The sequence below is a fragment of the Pseudooceanicola aestuariicola genome, assembly GCF_045763785.1.
Classification (GTDB): Bacteria; Pseudomonadota; Alphaproteobacteria; order Rhodobacterales; family Rhodobacteraceae; genus Pseudooceanicola.
The window spans coordinates 389610-408978 of record NZ_JBJGSF010000002.1 but is presented as its reverse complement, the minus strand read 5'-3'; the positions used below and the strand labels follow the sequence as shown (position 1 = coordinate 408978).

17 protein-coding genes are annotated in these 19369 nt (G+C 60.8%); 9 read left to right on the top strand and 8 right to left on the bottom strand.

Features of this window, described 5'->3' with window-relative positions; genetic code table 11:
• Positions 1 to 24 precede the first annotated feature (24 nt).
• Positions 25 to 1146: an ABC transporter ATP-binding protein gene (locus tag ACI3GR_RS09870; RefSeq protein WP_407494104.1), complete on the bottom strand. Its 1122-nt coding sequence runs from the start codon at positions 1144 to 1146 to the stop codon at positions 25 to 27.
• 66 nt (positions 1147 to 1212) lie between these two features.
• A complete protein-coding gene (locus tag ACI3GR_RS09865; protein WP_407494102.1) occupies positions 1213 to 2301 on the bottom strand; it encodes a polyamine ABC transporter substrate-binding protein in 1089 nt (362 codons plus the stop codon).
• A gap of 136 nt (positions 2302 to 2437) precedes the next feature.
• Here ACI3GR_RS09865 and ACI3GR_RS09860 point away from each other — a divergent pair, with 136 nt between their 5' ends.
• Genes ACI3GR_RS09860 through ACI3GR_RS09850 form a run of 3 tightly spaced genes read left to right on the top strand, consistent with a single transcriptional unit; the run spans position 2438 to position 4890 of the window.
• A complete protein-coding gene (locus ACI3GR_RS09860) occupies positions 2438 to 3832 on the top strand; it encodes an aspartate aminotransferase family protein (RefSeq protein WP_407494101.1) in 1395 nt (464 codons plus the stop codon).
• 18 nt (positions 3833 to 3850) lie between these two features.
• Complete coding sequence (locus ACI3GR_RS09855) at positions 3851 to 4387, top strand: permease (protein WP_407494099.1); 537 nt, start codon at positions 3851 to 3853, stop codon at positions 4385 to 4387.
• Positions 4384 to 4890, top strand: a complete 507-nt coding sequence (locus tag ACI3GR_RS09850) for a hypothetical protein (RefSeq protein WP_407494097.1) — start codon at positions 4384 to 4386, stop codon at positions 4888 to 4890. The genes ACI3GR_RS09855 and ACI3GR_RS09850 overlap by 4 nt, the downstream gene beginning before the upstream one ends.
• Here the strand turns inward: ACI3GR_RS09850 and ACI3GR_RS09845 are convergent.
• Entirely contained in the window at positions 4887 to 5810 is a 924-nt protein-coding gene (locus tag ACI3GR_RS09845) for a DMT family transporter (RefSeq protein WP_407494096.1), read from the bottom strand. The genes ACI3GR_RS09850 and ACI3GR_RS09845 overlap by 4 nt on opposite strands.
• A 130-nt stretch (positions 5811 to 5940) precedes the next feature.
• Here ACI3GR_RS09845 and ACI3GR_RS09840 point away from each other — a divergent pair, with 130 nt between their 5' ends.
• Entirely contained in the window at positions 5941 to 7440 is a 1500-nt protein-coding gene (locus ACI3GR_RS09840) for a malonate--CoA ligase (protein WP_407494095.1), read from the top strand.
• A gap of 13 nt (positions 7441 to 7453) precedes the next feature.
• Here the strand turns inward: ACI3GR_RS09840 and ACI3GR_RS09835 are convergent, their stop codons facing one another.
• Positions 7454 to 7885, bottom strand: a complete 432-nt coding sequence (locus tag ACI3GR_RS09835; protein WP_407494093.1) for a PaaI family thioesterase — start codon at positions 7883 to 7885, stop codon at positions 7454 to 7456.
• Positions 7886 to 8092: 207 nt separating this feature from the next.
• Between ACI3GR_RS09835 and rimP the strand changes: the two genes are divergently transcribed.
• Genes rimP through infB form a run of 4 tightly spaced genes read left to right on the top strand, consistent with a single transcriptional unit; the run spans position 8093 to position 13446 of the window.
• Positions 8093 to 8674 carry a ribosome maturation factor RimP gene (gene rimP, locus ACI3GR_RS09830; protein ID WP_407494091.1) on the top strand — a complete coding sequence of 194 codons (582 nt, stop codon included), beginning with the start codon at positions 8093 to 8095 and terminating at the stop codon, positions 8672 to 8674.
• A 2-nt stretch (positions 8675 to 8676) separates the two neighbouring features.
• Positions 8677 to 10287 (top strand): transcription termination factor NusA, encoded by a 1611-nt coding sequence (nusA, locus tag ACI3GR_RS09825; protein ID WP_407494088.1) that lies wholly within the window; start codon positions 8677 to 8679, stop codon positions 10285 to 10287.
• Positions 10288 to 10301: 14 nt separating this feature from the next.
• Positions 10302 to 10892 (top strand): RNA-binding protein, encoded by a 591-nt coding sequence (locus tag ACI3GR_RS09820; protein ID WP_407494086.1) that lies wholly within the window; start codon positions 10302 to 10304, stop codon positions 10890 to 10892.
• A gap of 40 nt (positions 10893 to 10932) precedes the next feature.
• Positions 10933 to 13446 carry a translation initiation factor IF-2 gene (gene infB, locus ACI3GR_RS09815; RefSeq protein WP_407494085.1) on the top strand — a complete coding sequence of 838 codons (2514 nt, stop codon included), beginning with the start codon at positions 10933 to 10935 and terminating at the stop codon, positions 13444 to 13446.
• Between the two features lie 141 nt (positions 13447 to 13587).
• Here the strand turns inward: infB and ACI3GR_RS09810 are convergent, their stop codons facing one another.
• The 4 genes from ACI3GR_RS09810 to ACI3GR_RS09795 all read right to left on the bottom strand — a co-directional run bounded on the left by ACI3GR_RS09810 (position 13588) and on the right by ACI3GR_RS09795 (position 16362).
• Positions 13588 to 13728: a hypothetical protein gene (locus tag ACI3GR_RS09810; protein ID WP_407494084.1), complete on the bottom strand. Its 141-nt coding sequence runs from the start codon at positions 13726 to 13728 to the stop codon at positions 13588 to 13590.
• Positions 13729 to 13878: 150 nt separating this feature from the next.
• On the bottom strand, positions 13879 to 14280 hold the full coding sequence (mutT, locus tag ACI3GR_RS09805; protein ID WP_407494082.1) for an 8-oxo-dGTP diphosphatase MutT: 402 nt from the start codon (positions 14278 to 14280) through the stop codon (positions 13879 to 13881).
• Positions 14277 to 15506, bottom strand: a complete 1230-nt coding sequence (argJ, locus tag ACI3GR_RS09800; protein WP_407494080.1) for a bifunctional glutamate N-acetyltransferase/amino-acid acetyltransferase ArgJ — start codon at positions 15504 to 15506, stop codon at positions 14277 to 14279. Before argJ ends, mutT begins: the two co-directional genes overlap by 4 nt.
• 4 nt (positions 15507 to 15510) lie before the next feature.
• The gene (locus ACI3GR_RS09795; protein WP_407494079.1) at positions 15511 to 16362 is read right to left on the bottom strand and encodes a peptidylprolyl isomerase; all 852 of its coding nucleotides are present in this window, start codon (positions 16360 to 16362) and stop codon (positions 15511 to 15513) included.
• A gap of 174 nt (positions 16363 to 16536) precedes the next feature.
• Here ACI3GR_RS09795 and secA point away from each other — a divergent pair, with 174 nt between their 5' ends.
• Positions 16537 to 19245, top strand: a complete 2709-nt coding sequence (secA, locus tag ACI3GR_RS09790; RefSeq protein WP_407494077.1) for a preprotein translocase subunit SecA — start codon at positions 16537 to 16539, stop codon at positions 19243 to 19245.
• Positions 19246 to 19369: the final 124 nt, after the last annotated feature.

The window sequence follows — 19369 nt, the reverse complement described above, 5'->3', positions numbered from 1 at the left end:
CCGTGCTTATGTTTCGCCCGAAGCTCACCGGTCCAACACCACCGCTGCGGTCTCGCTCCACGACACCCAGACCTTGTCTTCCCACGTAAATGGCCGCCGCGAAATGCGACGCGTGTTAGCCTGCTGCGCCTTGATGATATGCCCGGTGGGCAGTTTGACGTGATAGGTCGACAGGTTGCCAAGGTAGGCGATGTCGAGGATCTCTCCCTGCAAAACATTCGCCCCCGTGGGCCGCTCGGCCGAGATCGAGACCTTTTCAGGCCGGATCGCCAGATAACAGGTCGCGGCCAAGCCAAAGTTCTTGTCGGTCTTGGCGGCCAGTGACGGCTGATCCTCGGCCCAGTCCACCTGAACGCGGTCACCGACCTGATGCGCCTTGCCTTCGATGATGTTCACGTCACCGATGAAATCCGCCACATATACCGTCTCGGGCGCTTCGTAGATGCGGTCGGGCGTGGCGACCTGCATCAGCTTGCCTTCGTCCATCACGGCCACGCGGGACGCGACGGTCATCGCCTCTTCTTGGTCGTGGGTGACGATCACGAAGGTAGTGCCGGTCTTTTCCTGAATGTCCATCAGTTCGAACTGCGTCTCTTCGCGCAGTTTCTTGTCCAGCGCGCCCAAAGGTTCGTCCAGCAGCAATAGTTTCGGCGCCTTGGCCAAGGACCGCGCCAGCGCCACCCGCTGCCGCTGCCCGCCGGAAATCTGGTGCGGCTTGCGTTTGGCGAACTTGGTCAGTCGCGTCAGCTTGAGCATCTCATCAACGCGGGCAGAAATCTCGTCCTTGGGGCGCTTTTCGCGCTTCAGACCAAAGGCGATGTTTTCCCAGACGCTCAGATGCGGAAACAACGCGTAGCTTTGGAACATCATGTTCACCGCGCGCTGGTTCGGCGGCACCGGGCCGATATCCTGACCCGACAGCATGATCGTACCCTTGGTGGGCGTCTCAAACCCGGCCAGCATGCGCATCAGGGTGGTCTTACCGCAGCCCGACGGCCCCAGCAGGGCAAAGAATTCTTGCGCGTAAATGTCGAGATCGATGTTGTCGATCGCGGTGAAATCGCCAAACCGCTTTGTCACGTTCTGAAAACTGATCAGCGGCTTTTCCTGCGGGTCGTCCCACGGGGCGAAGATTTTTTGTGGCATGTGGCCTCAGGGTAAGGGGAATGGCCCGCGCAGGATAGCGCAGGCCATAATCTTGTGCGCGGGCGTTTAGGTGCCCGACTTGATCTTGGTCCACAGACGGGTCAGCGACCGCTGTTCTTTGGGACCAAACGGCGTAACCGTGTAGGTGTTTTCCAGCGTCTCTTCATTGGGATAGATCGCGGTGTCCCCAATGACGTCATCGTTCAGGAATTCCTGCGACGCCTTGTTGCCGTTGGCGTAGTAGACGTAGTTCGACGCCGCCGCCATGTTCTGCGCGTCCATGATGAAGTTCAGGAACTTATGCGCAGCCTCGGGGTTCGGCGCGTCGACCGGAATGGCCATCTGGTCGAACCACATCAGCGCGCCCTCGGACGGCACTTCGTAGGTCACTTCGACGCCATTGTCGGCCTCGGCCGCACGGTCGCGGGCCTGTAGCACGTCACCGGACCAACCCAATGCGACGCAGATGTCGCCATTGGCCAGCGCGTTGATGTATTCCGAGCTGTGAAACTTCTGGATGTAGGGGCGGACGGCCATGATGACCTCTTCGGCCTTTGCCAGGGCTTCTTCAGACTTGTCATCCGGGCCACCTTCCCAACCGGCGTAGGTCAGCGCGGCGGGGATCACCTCGGTCGGGGCGTCCAGCAGATGGATACCGCAGTCCGCCAGCTTCTCGGCCTTGGCCGGATCAAAGATCAGCGACAGCGTGTCCAGCGCGGCGTCATCGCCCAGCGCCTCTTTCACCTTGCCGACGTTCGCACCGATCCCGGTGGTGCCCCACATGTAGTTGATCGAATATTCGCCGTTCGGATCATAGACATCCGTCCGCTTCTGGATCGTGTCCCACATGTTTTCCATGTTGGGCAGCTTGGATTTATCCAGCGGCTGGAACGATCCGGCCATGATCTGGCGCTGTAGGAAGGTGCCCGTCGGCACCACGACGTCATAACCCGAGCCGCCGGCCAGCATCTTGGTTTCCAGCAGTTCGTTGCTGTCGAACACGTCGTAAACCAGTTCGATCCCGGTCTCTTCTTCGAACTTCGCCAGAAGCTCTTCGTCGATGTAGTCGGACCAGTTATAGACGTGCACTTCGTCTGCCATGGCGGCTGTGCCCAGCGTCACGGCGGCAGTCAATGCGATGAGTGACTTTGTCATTATGTAACTCCCTATGGACGTCAGTGAAGTAGCGTCCTTGGGAAGTGATCCAAGCAACAATTTCACGCCGTTGCAATATGGCGTTTTCCAGATCACGGGCGTAGCGTCGCAACAAATTCGAAATCGGGAGATTTTCATGCAGCCGATCACCAACCACCTGCCGACCGCCGAACTGCAGGCACTGGATGCCGCCCATCACATGCACCCCTTCAGCACCCAGTCCGGGTTCAAGACCAAGGGCGCGCGGGTCATCACCGGGGCCAAGGGCGTGATGTTGCGCGACAGCGAAGGCCAAGAGATTCTGGACGCCATGGCAGGCCTTTGGTGCGTCAACATCGGCTATGGCCGCGACGAACTGGCCGAGGTCGCCGCGCGCCAGATGCGCGAACTACCTTATTACAATACGTTTTTCATGACGACGCATGTGCCCGCCATCGCGCTGGCCAAACGCCTTGCCGATCTGGCACCGGGCGACCTGAACCATGTCTTCTATGCCGGATCGGGATCCGAGGCGAACGACACCAACCTGCGGATGGTGCGCACCTATTGGGCAGAGAAGGGTCACCCCAATAAACAGATCGTGATTTCGCGCTGGAATGCGTACCACGGGTCGTCAGTCGGGTCCGGATCGCTTGGCGGGATGAAGGGAATGCACCAGCAGGGCGGCATGCCGATTCCCGGCATCGCACACATCGATCAGCCCAACTGGTGGTCCGAAGGCGGCGACATGAGCCCCGAGGAGTTCGGCCTTGAACGTGCCCGCCAACTGGAAGCCAAGATTGACGAGTTGGGCGAAGACAACGTCGCAGCCTTTATCGCCGAACCCGTTCAGGGTGCAGGTGGCGTGATCGTCGCGCCTGACACCTACTGGCCCGAAATCAGCCGCATATGCCGCGAACGCAACATCCTGCTGATCGCGGACGAGGTGATCTGTGGCTTTGGACGCACCGGCGAATGGTTCGGGTCGCAAAAGCTGAACATCACGCCCGACATCATGACCATCGCCAAGGGCCTGTCCTCCGGCTACCAGCCCATCGGCGGATCGATCGTCAGTGATGAGGTGGCTGAGGTCATCGGCAACTGCGAATTCAACCACGGCTACACCTATTCCGGTCACCCGGTCGCCTCGGCCGTCGCCTTGGAAAACCTGCGCATTCTGGACGAAGAAGGCATCGTGGACCGCGTCCGCAACGACACCGGACCCTATCTGGCCGAAAAATTCCAATCCCTGACCGATCACCCCATGGTCGGCGAAGCCAAGATCGTCGGCATGATGGGATCGATCGCCCTGACCCCCGACAAATCCGCCCGCGCACCGTTCGAGGCCGAGGCAGGCACCGTGGGCTACATGACCCGCGAACGCTGTTTCGCGAACAACCTGATCATGCGCCACGTTGGCGACCGGATGATCATCTCTCCTCCGTTGGTGATCTCGAAAGACGAGATCGACACGCTGATCGACCGGGCCTGGCAATCGCTGGACGAAGGCATGGCGGCTGTCAAAGACGCGGGGCTGTGGAAGGCGGGCTAACCGGCTCGCCCCCTCCTGATGAAGATCACCCGCACCGATATCGTCTTTGCCGTGCTGGCCGCCGTGACCGGCGCCATTGCCTATGCGCAGAACGGCCTGCCAGAGGTTTTGGACGCCTTTGGCAGTGCCGCAACGCTTCTTGTGCAGATCATTCCGCAACTGGTTGCGGGCCTTTTGCTGGGCGGGCTCGTCACCCGTCTGGTCAGCCGTGAAAAGGTCGCGCAATGGCTTGGCGGCAGCTCGGGTCTGTTCGGGCTGCTGCTGGCGACCTTTGTCGGCTGCCTGACACCCGGCGGCCCGTTCACGTCCTTCCCGATTGTCTATGCCCTATGGGTTGCCGGGGCGGATGCGGGGGCGCTGATCGCCTTCATCTCGGCTTGGTCGCTGATCGGGTTCAACCGGATCATCATCTGGGAACTGCCGCTGATGGGCGTGGAATTCACGGTCATCCGCGTCATCGCCTGCCTGCCGCTACCAATCATTGCCGGGCTACTGGCGCGGTGGCTGGCCCGGTCGCATCTGTTCCGACTGGCCGATCCAGAGGGCCGTGAATGATCGGATCACTGGTTTTCGTCTGGGCGATCGTCGCCGTCCTTGCCTATTTCGTGTTCCAACGCGAAGGGACCACGGGCCTAAAGGCAGGCGCCGATTCTGCCGTGACGATGGCCAAGGGGCTGCTGATCCGTATGCCGCTGGCCCTGCTGACCGCGTCCTTCCTGATCCATATTATCCCGGTCGATCCAATGTCGAACCTGATCGGGCCCGCCTCGGGGCTGCGTGGGATCATCCTGTCGTCCGTGGCCGGAGGGTTGCTGCCCGGGGGGCCGATGACCTCTTTCCCGATTGCGATCGTCTTTCTGGAATCGGGCGCGGGCATCCCGCAGATGGTCGCGCTGATCGCGGGCTGGTCGGTCTTTGCGCTGCACCGCATTCTGGCCTACGAGGCGCCGATCATGGGGCTGCGGTTCATCGCGCTGCGCGTCGGCTCCAGCATCCTGTTGCCGGTCATTGCGGGCCTGATCGCACAGCTTATCGTCAGCGCGATAGGCGCAGCCTAGCTGTGCAGGTTCTTCGCCTGCCGTGCCTTTTCACGACGGATGCCAAGCTGACGTTCCCGTAGGATAATCGCAAGCCCCGCCAGAATGATCAGCGCCGCGCCAAACAGCATCTGGCCTGTCGGCACCTCCATAAAGATGAAGTAGCCGATCAGGATCGCGAACAGCATCGACGCATAGTCGAAGGGCGCCACCAGACTGGCATCGGCAAAACGATAGCTGGAGGTCAGGAATATCTGCCCGGTCCCGCCGATCAGACCGGAGATGACCAACGCGATCAACTGCGGGCCAGATGGCATCGCCCAACCGAACGGCAGCGTGCACAGCGCCAACACGGTCGATGTGCAGGAAAACCAGAACACGATGGCCGAGACCTCTTCGGTCTGGACCATCTTGCGGATGAAGATCTGCGCCAAAGCCCCGCAGACGGCCCCCAGCAACACGATGATCGCGCCGACTGCCTCCATCGTCTTGACCGTGTCACCGCCCAGAGAGGTCACCCGCGGCGCAAGAACGATCAGCACGCCAACAAGGCCCAGCACGACCGCGCTGATCCGGAAAACGCCGACCCTTTCGTCCAGAAACATCGCGGCAAAGACAACCACAAGCAAAGGCATCGCATAGGTCAGCGCCGTGACCTCGGGCAGCGGCAGGAACGCCAGACCCGCGAACATCGACCCCATGGCACAGGTGCCAATGAACCCGCGCCAGACATGCGCCATCGGGTTCGCCGCCTTCAGCCCCGTTTTCAGATCCCCCCGCACCGCCAGCCAGCCAATGATGATCGGCAAGGCAAAGAACGATCTAAAGAACACCGCCTCGCCTGCGGGAATGTCGGTCGACACCCATTTGACCAGCGATTGCATGACGATGAAACAAATCACCGCGATCAGTTTGTAGGCGATACCGCGAAGGGGCTGCATAGGGCTGTTCCTGTTGACCTGCCCCGATCAATCTGCGGAACCCACGGCGCCGTCAATGACGGAACCGCCCTTGCATTTCGCACAGCGGGCGGCATTTATGCCTCCACGAGGTCCGGAGGGAGACGCCGATATGTATGAATCCAACCATCTGTGCGCCCTTCTGGCCCGTCACGCCGTTCTGACCCCCGACCACATATTTGCCTACCGCCCCGGTCTGCCCAACGTCACCTATGACGACCTGTTCAGCCGGGCCGAACGGACGGCCAAGGCGCTGATCGCCCATGGGCTGCAACCCGGCGACCGGGTGGCCGTGCAGGTCGACAAATCCATCGAAACAATCGCGCTCTATATTGGAACGGTCATGGCGGGCGGTATCTTTCTGCCGCTCAACACCGCCTACACCGGGGCCGAGGTCGCGTATTTCCTTGGCGACGCCACACCCCGCATCGTCGTCTGCGACCCCGCGCGCAAAGACGAAATCGCCCCCCTGTCGCAGGCCACTTGCCTGACGCTGGCCGCCGATGGCACCGGCACGCTTATCGACGCACTGCCCGACACGCCCGGGTTCGACGCTGTCCCGCGGGACGCCGATGATCTGGCGGCGATCCTTTATACCTCTGGCACCACGGGCCGGTCCAAGGGCGCGATGCTGAGCCATGCGAACCTTGCGTCAAACTCGGAAACCCTGCGCGAATACTGGCGCTTCACCCGCGATGACGTGCTGATCCACGCGCTGCCGATCTTCCACACCCACGGGCTGTTCGTGGCAACCAATATCGCGCTTTTCGCTGGCGCCTCGACAGTCTTCCTGCCGAAGTTCGACCCGGACGCGATCATCGCTGCGATGCCTAATGCCACCGCCATGATGGGCGTGCCGACCTTTTACACCCGCCTGCTGGAAGACGACCGCCTGACGCCTGATCTGGCATCCAACATGCGTCTGTTCATCTCAGGCTCTGCCCCGATGCTGGTGGACACGCACGAAAAATGGTTGACCCGTACAGGCCACAGGGTGTTGGAGCGTTACGGCATGACGGAAACCAACATGTCGACCTCCAACCCCTATGACGGCGAACGCCGCATGGGCACCGTGGGCTTCCCCCTGCCCGGCGTCGAACTCCGCATCATGGACGACGGCCAAGAGGTCGCCACCGGAGAGATCGGCGTGATCGAAGTTCGCGGCCCCAACGTTTTCCAAGGCTATTGGCAGATGCCCGAGAAAACAGCGGAAGAGCTGAAAGAGGACGGCTGGTTCATCACCGGCGACCTCGCCACCCGCGACGCCGAAGGCTACGTCACCATCGTTGGACGGTCCAAAGACCTGATCATCACCGGCGGCTTCAACGTCTACCCCAAGGAAATCGAGGCGCTGATCGATGACATCCCCGGCGTCGTTGAAAGTGCGGTCATCGGCGTCCCGCACCCCGACTTCGGCGAAGGTGTCGTCGCGGTCATTGTCCCCGAAGGCGACCCTGATCCGGGTGCGATCCGCGATACGCTGACCCGCGATCTGGCCAAGTTCAAACAACCGAAAGAGCTGATCTTTGTCGACGCCCTGCCCCGTAACACGATGGGCAAGGTGCAAAAGAAACAGCTGCGCGAAGATTACGCGGACCTGTTCACCGAGTAATCACACGTCAAACTCAGGTCGTGGAAGGTGCCTTGGACAGCTTCTTCCACAGCCCGTGGCCCCGCCCGATCAGCTCACCCTCGGCCCAGACCTCGCCTTCCATGAAAACCAGCGATCGGGTTTCTTTAACGATCTTGGGGTGGCATTCGACGAACTGGCCTATCTTCGCCGCGCCTAGAAAGTCATAGCTGAAGTTCACCGTCGCGACCGGGTTCATCCCATGCGCCATCCGCGCAATGCGCCCCAACCCGCGATCCGCCAGCGTCATCAACATACCACCCTGCACCACACCATTGATGTTGCGGTGCTTGGCCTCTGCGCGGAAACCCACCCATTGAGGGGCATCGCCGTTTTCACGGAAATACAGCGGGCCGATATGGTCGATGAACCCCTCGTCATGCACCAATTGCCAAGTATCGTCGGGGGTTACGGGGGTGTGGGTCATCTTGCATCCGGCTGTAATTGTGCCCGGTGCTGTTACCATGGGCCGTGCCCGGACAGGAAGCCCAACCCGCCGACACGCGAAACCCCTTGCGATTCGCGAAAACCAAGCCTATATCGCCCTCAACAGCGGCGTGTCGGGCCAACGGTCAGACGCTCCACCGGAAGCATCGACGGGCCGCGCGCCCGTTTTTTTGTACCCGGAGTCCTGATGGACCTTATTGCCAAAACCGCTATCGACCGCCGTCTGGCCGAGATCGTCAAACCCGTCATCGAAGACCTTGGGTTTGAACTGGTCCGCCTGCGTCTGATGGGTGGTCAGACCAAAACGCTGCAGATCATGGCCGAACGTCCCGATGGTGGGATCGAAGTCGATGAATGCGCCGAAATTTCGAACGCCGTCAGCGCCGTGCTGGACGTCGAAGACCCGGTGACCGACGCCTACACGCTGGAAGTGTCGTCCCCCGGGATCGACCGCCCGCTGACCCGCCTGAAGGATTTCGATACCTTTGAAGGCTATGAAGCCAAGATTGAAACCGCCGAACTGATCGACGGCCGCAAACGCTTTAAGGGCACGCTGGCTGGCGTTGAGGGCGACGAAGTCTTGGTCAACATCGAAGAAGGCACCGTAGGTCTGCACTTTGACTGGCTGGCAGATGCCAAGCTGGTCCTGACCGACGACCTGATCAAAGAAATGCTCCGGGCCCGCAAGGCGGCCGGGCTGGTCGAAGACGACCTAGACGAATCCCAGTTTGACGACATTGAGACAGAGACAGGTTCCGAGGAGGACTGAAAATGGCGATTACCTCTGCAAACCAGCTTGAGCTGCTGCAAACCGCCGAGGCCGTGGCCCGCGAAAAGATGATCGACCCCGGTCTGGTGGTCGAAGCGATGGAAGAATCGCTCGCGCGCGCAGCCAAATCCCGCTACGGCGCGGAAATGGATATCCGCGTGTCCATCGACCGCAAAACTGGCCGCGCGACCTTTACCCGCGTCCGCACCGTGGTCGAAGACGAGGAACTGGAAAACTACCAGGCCGAAATGACCGTCGAAACGGCCAAGCAGTACATGGCCGATCCGCAGGTGGGCGACACCTACGTCGAAGAAGTGCCCCCCGTCGACATGGGCCGGATCGCCGCCCAGTCCGCCAAGCAGGTCATTCTGCAGAAGGTCCGCGAAGCGGAACGTGACCGCCAGTACGAAGAATTCAAAGACCGCGCTGGCACTATCATCAACGGTGTCGTGAAGCGCGAAGAATACGGCAACGTCATCGTCGATGTGGGCGCTGGCGAAGGCATCCTGCGCCGCAACGAAAAGATCGGCCGCGAAAGCTATCGCCCGAACGACCGCATCCGCTGCTACGTCAAAGACGTGCGCCGCGAACAGCGTGGCCCGCAGATCTTCCTTTCCCGGACCGACCCGCAGTTCATGGCCGAGCTGTTCAAGATGGAAGTGCCGGAAATCTACGAAGGCATTATCGAGATCAAGGCCGTGGCCCGTGACCCCGGTTCGCGCGCCAAGATCGCCGTGATCTCCTATGATGGCTCGATCGACCCGGTCGGCGCCTGTGTGGGTATGCGTGGTTCGCGCGTGCAGGCCGTTGTGAACGAACTGCAGGGCGAAAAGATCGACATCATCCCGTGGAACGAAGATCAGCCCACCTTCCTTGTGAACGCGCTGCAACCGGCCGAAGTCACCAAGGTGGTTCTGGACGAAGAAGCCGAACGGATCGAAGTTGTCGTGCCCGAGGAACAGCTGTCGCTGGCCATCGGCCGTCGCGGTCAGAACGTGCGTCTGGCGTCCCAGCTGACGAACCTCGACATCGACATCATGACCGAAGAAGAAGAATCGGCCCGCCGTCAGAAGGAATTCGAAGAGCGCACGAAGCTCTTTATGGATGCCCTCGACGTTGACGAATTCTTCGCCCAGCTTCTGGTTTCCGAAGGCTTCACCAATCTGGAAGAAGTGGCTTACGTCGAACTGGACGAACTGCTGGTCATCGACGGTGTTGACGAAGACACCGCAGGCGAGCTGCAGGCTCGTGCCCGTGACGTGCTGGAAGCGCAAGCCAAGGCAGCCATCGAAAAAGCCCGCGAACTGGGGGCCGAGGACAGCCTTATTGAATTCGAAGGCCTGACCCCCCAGATGGTACAGGCACTGGCCGAAGACGGCATCAAGACGCTGGAAGACTTCGCAACCTGCGCCGACTGGGAACTGGCTGGCGGCTGGACCACCGTTGAAGGTGAACGCACCAAAGACGACGGCCTGCTGGAACCCTTCGACGTTTCGCTGGAAGAAGCACAGCACATGGTCATGACCGCACGTGTCATGCTGGGCTGGGTCGACCCCGCGGAACTGGAAGCCGAAGACGCATCTGAAGAGGTCGAGGTTCAGGCAGACGCCTGAACCCCGTAGCCCCGATGAGCAGAGGCGGCCAAACCAAAGACCGGTCCGACGGTCCTGAACGGAAATGCATCGTCACCGGCGAGGCACAGCCCAAAGATGGGCTGATCCGTTTTGTCGTCGGTCCGGACAACATGATCGTGCCCGACCTTATGGAAAAGCTTCCCGGTCGGGGTATATGGATATCTGCGGACCGCGCTGCGCTGGAACAGGCGGTGTCGAAGAAATTGTTTGCCCGCGCGGCCAAACAGCCGGTCACCCTGCCTGATGGCTTGGTCGACATGGTCGAAACCGCGATGGTGAACAGGGTGACCAGCATGCTGGCCATGGCCCGCAAGTCGGGCGATGCGGTCGCAGGCTACGAAAAAGTTAAGGACTGGCTGTCCAAGGATTATGCCGATGTGCTGATCCAGGCCAGCGACGGATCGGAACGCGGCAAGAACAAACTGTCCACGCCGCACGGTGGCCGTTTCATCGGTTGGCTGACCTCTAATGAGCTGGGGTTGGCCTTCGGACGCGAAACTGTCATACACGCCGCCTTAGGAACTGGCGGTCTGAGCAAAAGAGTTGTAGAGGAAGCCGCAAGACTCAAAGGTCTGCGCGGCTAATGCGGCGGGAGGGTCCCGCCCGGAAGGATTGAAGAACCACATGAGTGATAACGACGGCAAAAAGACTTTGGGTGTACGCGGCGGTCCCCGTTCCGGGGCAGTGAAGCAGAGCTTCAGCCATGGCCGCACCAAAAGTGTCGTGGTGGAAACCAAACGCAAACGCGTCGTGGTGCCGAAACCGGGTGCCTCTGGCAAACCGGCTGCCGGTAGCGGATCCGTCGGCGACCCCTCCAAGCGTCCCGCTGGCATCACCGATGCCGAAATGGAACGCCGCCTGAAGGCTGTTCAAGCCGCCAACGCCCGCGCCGCCGAAGAGGCAGCCGCCCGCGAAGCCGAAGAAAAGGCCCGCGAGCAAGAGCGTGAGCGTCGTCGCGAGGAAGCCGAACAAAAGGCCCGCGAAGAGAAAGAGCGCGAAGAAGCGCTGAAGGCCAAGGCCGAAGAAGAAGAGCGTCAGAAGCGCGAAGCCGAGGAAGCCGCCCGCCGGGCCGCTGCCGAAGCCGCCGCGCCTGCGCCCGCCGAAGACGGTGGCCGTGCAGCCAAGCAGCCCCCTCGTGGTGGCGGCGCGCCTGCCGACCGTCCCGGTGGCGGACGCCCCGACAACCGCAACACCGACCGCGACGATCGCGGTGGCCGTGGCAAAGGCCGCGACGATGGTCGCCGCTCGGGCAAGCTGACGCTGAACCAGGCGCTGTCTGGTGGCGAAGGTGGCCGTCAGAAATCCATGGCCGCGATGAAGCGGAAACAGGAACGTGCGCGTCAAAAAGCGATGGGCGGCCCCGTCCAGCGCGAAAAGGTCGTGCGTGACGTTCAGGTCCCCGAGGCGATCATGGTCGGCGAACTTGCCAACCGTATGGCCGAACGTGTGGGTGACGTCGTCAAATCGCTCATGCAGATGGGCATGATGGTCACGCAGAACCAGACGATCGACGCCGACACCGCGGAACTGATCATCGAAGAATTTGGTCACAACATCGTCCGCGTCTCGGACTCCGACGTCGAAGACGTCATCAAGGAAGTCGAAGACAAAGAAGAAGACCTGAAACCACGCGCCCCGGTCATCACGATCATGGGCCACGTCGACCACGGCAAAACCTCGCTTCTGGATGCGATCCGGAACGCCAAGGTTGTGGCTGGCGAAGCGGGCGGGATCACCCAGCACATCGGCGCCTATCAGGTGAAAACCGACGGCGGCCAGATGCTGACCTTCCTCGACACGCCCGGCCACGCCGCGTTCACGTCGATGCGGGCCCGTGGTGCTCAGGTCACGGACATCGTGGTTCTTGTGGTTGCTGCCGACGACTCGGTCATGCCGCAGACGATCGAAGCCATCAACCACGCCAAAGCTGCTGGCGTTCCGATGATCGTGGCGATCAACAAAATCGACAAACCTGCCGCCGACGCCAACAAGGTCCGTGCCGAACTGCTGCAACACGAAGTGATCGTGGAACAGATGTCCGGTGAGGTTCAGGACGTCGAAGTGTCGGCTCACACCGGTCAGGGTCTGGATGAACTGCTTGAAGCCATCGCGCTGCAGGCGGAACTTCTGGAACTGAAGGCAAACCCCGACCGCGCCGCCCAAGGTGCCGTCATCGAAGCACAGCTTGACGTGGGCCGTGGCCCGGTTGCGACCGTTCTGGTCCAGTCCGGTACGCTGCGTCAGGGCGATGTCTTCGTCGTGGGTGAACAGTACGGTAAGGTCCGTGCGCTGGTGAACGACAAGGGCGACCGCGTCAAAGAAGCCGGCCCCTCGGTCCCGGTCGAGGTGCTTGGCCTCAACGGCACGCCCGAAGCTGGCGACGTTCTGAACGTGACCAGCACCGAAGCGCAGGCCCGCGAAATCGCCGAATACCGCGAAAAAGCGGCCAAGGACAAACGCGCCGCCGCCGGTGCCGCGACCACGCTTGAACAGCTGATGCAGAAGGCGAAAGAAGACGAAAACGTCGCCGAGATGCCTGTGCTGGTCAAAGCGGACGTTCAAGGCTCTGCCGAAGCGATCGTTCAGGCGATGGAAAAGATCGGCAACGACGAAGTCCGCGTTCGCGTGCTGCACGCAGGCGTGGGTGCCATTACCGAATCCGACATCGGCCTTGCCGAAGCTTCGGGCGCACCGGTCTTTGGCTTCAACGTCCGGGCCAACGCGCCTGCACGGAACGCCGCGAACCAGAAGGGCGTGGAAATCCGCTACTACTCGGTCATCTATGACCTTGTGGACGACGTGAAAGCCGCCGCCTCGGGTCTGCTGTCCGCAGAGATCCGCGAAAAGTTCATCGGCTACGCCAGCATCAAAGAAGTCTTCAAAGTTACCGGAGTGGGCCGCGTTGCGGGCTGTCTGGTCACCGAAGGTGTCGCCCGCCGCTCTGCCGGTGTGCGTCTGCTGCGCGACGACGTGGTGATCCACGAAGGCACGCTTAAGACCCTGAAGCGCTTCAAGGACGAAGTGGCCGAGGTTATCTCGGGTCAGGAATGCGGCATGGCCTTCGAGAACTACGAAGACATCCGCGAAGGCGACGTGATCGAAATCTTCGAACGCGAAGAGATCGAGCGTACGCTCTGATCCACATCGGATAAGCAACCAAAAACGCGCCGCCTGAATAGCGGCGCGTTTTTCTTTGGCCATGTTTCAACAGCACAAACAAAAAGACCGCGACACGGAAGGTCGCGGTCTTTTTGATACCTACGATTGTTTAATCAGCGCTTAGGCAGCAGCCTCGTTGCTGACGGGCAGGCCACGGAAAATCTGGTTGCCGACGCGCACTTCGATGCGGCCGTCTTCCATGGTGCGGACATACGTACCCTGCACAGACACGCAGGATCCAACTGTAATGGTCTTCAGCATTTCACACTCTCTCCCCACGAAAGGTTATGAGGGTAATACATCAATCCCGGTCGTCACGCTACTGCGCGTTGCACAAATATCCGTCAAGTACCTCCAAAAACCCGTTCAAATCTTGGGCATTCTGACAAGATGCGCATCCAAGACCTAGGATCACAGCCAATCGCGAAGGATCGGAATCAGCGGGATATCCGCAGGCGGCATGGGGTAATTCCGCAGTTCGTTCGGACGCGCCCAGGCAAGGGTCTGACCTTCTTTCGGTTGCGGCACGCCTTCCCACTTGCGGCAGGCGAACAACGGCATCAGCAGGTGGAAATCGTCATAGGCGTGCGACGCGAAGGTCAGCGGCGCCAGACAGGAATTCCACGTCTCGATCCCCAGCTCTTCGTGCAACTCGCGGACCAGCGCAGATTCAGGGCTTTCCCCGGCTTCGACCTTGCCGCCGGGAAACTCCCATAGCCCCGCCATGGACTTCCCCTCTGGCCGCTGCGCCAGAAGAACGCGGCCGTCGCGATCAATCAACGCGACGGCAGACACTAGGATGATCTTACTCACGACCGGTAATCAGCGTTAATCGAGATGTAGCCATGGGTCAGGTCACAGGTCCACACGGTCGCCGTGCCACCGCCCAGGCCCAGATCGACACGGATGTCGATGTTTTCGCCCTTCATATGGGCGGCGCCTTGCTCTTCCTTATAGCCCTCTGCGCGCCAGCCCTTGTCGGCCACCAGCACGTCGCCAAACCAGATCGACAGCAGATCACGATCCGCTGCTGCGCCGGATTTACCCACGGCCATGACAACACGACCCCAGTTCGGGTCTTCGCCCGCGATGGCCGTCTTGATCAGCGGCGAATTGGCGATCGACATCGCGTGCACCTTGGCATCTTCGTCCGACTGCGCGCCGGTCACATGGATCTGCACGAACTTGGTCGCGCCTTCGCCGTCCCGCACCACTTGATGCGCCAGATCCAGCATCACGCCATGCAGCGCGTCGATGAACCCGGTGTGCTGCGCCGTGACCTCAACGCCAGAGGCGCCCGTCGCCGCGCACAGCAACGTGTCAGAAGTCGAGGTATCGCTATCCACGGTGATGCAGTTAAAGGTCAGGTCCGCATTGGCGCTGACCATCGCCTGCAGCGCGCTGCGCTCGATCTTGGCATCGGTGAAGATATAGACCAGCATCGTCGCCATATCAGGCGCGATCATGCCCGAACCCTTGGCGATCCCGGCAATCTTGACGGTCTGCCCGTCGATCTGAACCTCGGCGCTGGCGCCTTTGGGATAGGTGTCGGTGGTCATGATCGCCTTGGCCGCAGAGGCGATGCCCCCGGCATCCAGCTTGCCAGACAGTTCGTCCAATTTGGCTGTGATCCGGTCGTGCGGCAGCGGCTCTCCAATCACCCCGGTGGAAGAAGAGAACACCCGGCTCTCCTCAATCCCCAGTGCCTTGGCCGTGGCGGCGGTAATCCGGCTGACCGACTCGCGCCCGTTCTTGCCGGTAAACGCGTTGGAGTTGCCAGAGTTCACGATGATCGCCGCCGCGCCATCGCCATGTCCACCGATCTTGTCCTGACAATCCAGAACCGGGGCAGACCGGGTGGCAGACCGGGTGAACACCCCGGCCACCGACGTGCCCGGCGCAAGGCGCGCCAGCATCACGTCGGTTCGGTTTTGGTACTTCACCCCGGCCTCGGCCGTGGCGAACTCTACCCCGCCGATTTCAGGAAGGTTGGGAAAGGCCGCGGGGGCCAGTGGCGAAAGCGGCGGGGTACCACCCATATGTTCACTCCAAGAGGTCGGTGTTGCTCAGCAGTGCGGGATCAACACCTTCGACCCCGCTCTTGTCGACATTCGCGTTTTCCACCAGCGCGTCAATATGTGCTTTGACGGCCTCTTGTTCGACCTGACCGCGCAGCTCTTCGCGGACCTCGTCCAGCGACGGCGCTTCTTTCATGCGGGTTTCGTCCAGTTTGATCACGTGCCAGCCGAACTGAGTCTGCACCGGGGCGGAAATCGCGCCCACTTCCATGTCTACGACCGCTTCTTCGAACGGGGCGACCATCATGCCTTTGCCGAACCAGCCCAGCTCACCCCCGTTGGGACCGGACGGGCCGGTGGACTTTTCCTTGGCGACGGCTGCGAAATCTGCACCGCCTTCAAGCTCTTCGACGATGGCCTGCGCTTCTTCCTCGGTTTCGACCAGAATGTGCGCGGCCTTGTACTCCATATCCGGCTCTGCATTGCCGTAGGTGTCTTGGTAGGCCTGCTCGATCGCCTCGTCGGTCACGGCGCTGGCCAGAACCTCACCAACGGCTTCGGCAGCCATCAGCGACCGGGTTTCGTTTTCGATCGCCATCTCGACCCGGCGCGGCGTACCTTCGACGCTGTCCTGCAGGGCGGTCTGCTGGATCAGCTGCTCCAGAATGCCTTCGAACAAAACTTCGTTCGGCAGCTGAGAGTACTGCTGCGGCAGCGACTGACGAACAAGGATCATATGACCCAGCGTAATCTCGGTCCCGTTGACGGTGGCGACGACGGTGTCTGCACCCATATCCGCGTGGTTTTCCGCCAGAACGGGCGTTGCGATGGCCATGCTCAGGGCAATGGCGGCGGCTTTTGCAAATCGTTGCGTCATCTTAGTACCTTTGATCTTCCGTGACGGTGCACGGCGTTGACAGTGTAGGGGGCGCCCCTTACATCGCCATATGGCTTAGCGGGCCCCCGCTTGGCACCTGTTCTATGGATGGATGCTGGGGGGTACAACCACACCCGCCAACACATCGACGTCAACAATCGGAACGGATTAATCATGCTGGGAATGGGCACACTTACCAAAAAGGTGTTCGGAACGCCGAACGACCGCAAGGTAAAGGCAACCCGCAAGATCATTCAGCAGATCAACGATCTCGAACCAGAATTCGAAAAGCTGACCGACGAAGGCCTGAAAGAAAAGACCGAGGCATTGGCCGCCCGTGCGATGGGCGGCGAAAGCCTTGACGACCTTCTGCCCGAAGCCTTTGCCAACTGCCGTGAGGCCGCAAAACGCGCCCTTGGCCTGCGCGCCTTCGACGTGCAGCTGATGGGCGGGGTCTTCCTGCATCAGGGCAATATCTCGGAAATGAAGACGGGCGAAGGCAAGACGCTGGTCGCCACCTTCCCCGCCTACCTGAACGCGCTGACCGGCAAGGGCGTGCATGTCGTCACCGTGAACGACTATCTGGCCAAGCGGGACGCTGAATGGATGTCCAAGGTCTTTGGCGCGCTTGGTCTGACGACCGGCGTGATCTACCCGCAGCAGCCTGCGGACGAAAAGAAACAGGCCTACAACTGCGACGTCACCTACGCGACGAACAACGAACTGGGCTTTGATTACCTGCGCGACAACATGAAATCGGACCTGTCCGAGATGTTCCAGCGCGGCCACAACTTCGCCATCGTGGACGAGGTCGACTCGATCCTCATCGACGAAGCGCGGACGCCCCTGATTATCTCGGGCCCTGCGCAGGACCGCAGCGATCTGTATGTCGCCATCGACAAGCTGATCCCCGATCTGACCGATGCGCATTACACCATCGAAGAAAAACAGAAACAGGTGACCTTTACCGACGAAGGTAACGAGTTTCTGGAAGAACAGCTTCTGGCACGCGGCCTGCTGCCCGAGGGTCAGTCGCTCTATGATCCGGAATCGACGACCATCGTTCACCACGTGAACCAAGCGCTGCGCGCCCACAAGATGTTCCAGAAGGACAAGGACTACATCGTCCGCGATGGTGACGTTGTCCTGATCGACGAATTCACCGGCCGCATGATGGCAGGCCGCCGCCTGTCTGAAGGTCTGCATCAGGCGATTGAGGCCAAGGAAGGCGTCGATATTCAGCCTGAAAACGTGACGCTGGCGCAGGTCACCTTCCAGAACTACTTCCGTCTTTATGACAAGCTGTCAGGCATGACCGGCACCGCGACGACCGAGGCCGAAGAATTCATGGAAATCTATGGCCTTGGCGTGGTCGAAGTGCCGACCAACCGCCCCATCGCACGGCAGGACGACGACGACGCCGTCTACCGCACCGCGCAGGAAAAATACGCCGCCATCGTGGAGACGATCAAGGAAGCTCAGGCCAAGGGTCAGCCGACCCTTGTGGGCACCACGTCCATCGAAAAGTCCGAATTCCTGTCCGAACTGCTGAAAAAGGCTGGCATCCCGCACAACGTCCTGAACGCCCGCCAGCACGAGCAAGAAGCGCAGATCGTCGCCGACGCCGGCAAGCTGGGCGCCGTCACCATCGCCACCAACATGGCGGGCCGCGGCACCGACATCAAACTGGGCGGCAACGTCGAGTTTAAGATCATGGAGGCCATCGCCGCCGATCCTGATGCCGACCCCGAGGTCATCCGCGAACGCATCGAACGCGAACACGAAACTGACGAACAGGCGGTCAAGGACGCGGGCGGCCTGTTCGTTCTGGCCACAGAACGTCACGAATCCCGCCGGATCGACAACCAGCTGCGTGGCCGTTCTGGCCGTCAGGGTGATCCGGGCCGCTCGTCCTTCTTCCTGTCGCTCGAAGACGACTTGATGCGCATCTTCGGATCCGAGCGTCTGGACAAGGTGCTGTCGTCGCTTGGCATGAAAGAAGGCGAGGCGATCGTGCACCCTTGGGTGAACAAGTCGCTCGAACGCGCTCAGGCCAAGGTCGAAGGTCGCAACTTCGACATGCGGAAGAACGTGCTGAAGTTCGACGACGTGATGAACGACCAGCGGAAGATCATCTTCAAACAGCGCATGGAGATCATGGAGTCGAAAGACCTGTCCGAGATCGCCGCCGACATGCGTAGCCAGGTGATCGACGATCTGGTCGACACCTATATTCCGCCGAAAACCTATGCGGATCAGTGGGATGGCGAAGGGCTGTATGCTGCCGTCATCGAACAGTTGAACCTTGATCTGCCGATCATCGACTGGGTCGCCGAAGAAGGCGTGGATGACGAAGTCATCGCAGAACGCATCGAAGACGCCGCCGACAAGGCAATGGCAGCCAAGGCCACGGCGTTTGGTCCGGAAAACATGCGCTCGATCGAAAAGCAGGTTCTTTTGCAGACCATCGACAGCAAGTGGCGGGAACATCTGCTGACGCTGGAACATCTGCGCTCCGTCGTGGGTTTCCGTGGCTACGCGCAGCGTGACCCGCTGAACGAATACAAGTCCGAAGCCTTCCAACTGTTCCAATCCATGCTGGACGGTCTGCGCGAAGAGGTCACCAAGACCCTGTCCCGCGTCCGCCCGCTGACCGAAGAAGAACAGCGCGAACAGATGGCCATGATCCAGGCGCAGCTACAGGGGCAGGCCGCGGCAGATGCCGACCAATCCCCCGCCCCCGATCAGCAGGCCGACGGGTCCAGCGCAGCGGCAGACTTTGACGAAAACGATCCCAGCAGCTGGGGCAACCCGGGCCGTAACAGCCCCTGCCCCTGCGGTTCGGGCAAGAAATTCAAACATTGCCACGGCGCGCTGGTCTGATCTGACCGTCTGATCTGCGCGTTGCGAAAATTAGGTAAATTTTAACGCCCGGGACCTCAAATCCCGGGCATTTGCCACAAACTTGCCCCTTTTTCCGGTCATCCTGACGCAAAGGCCAAACTAT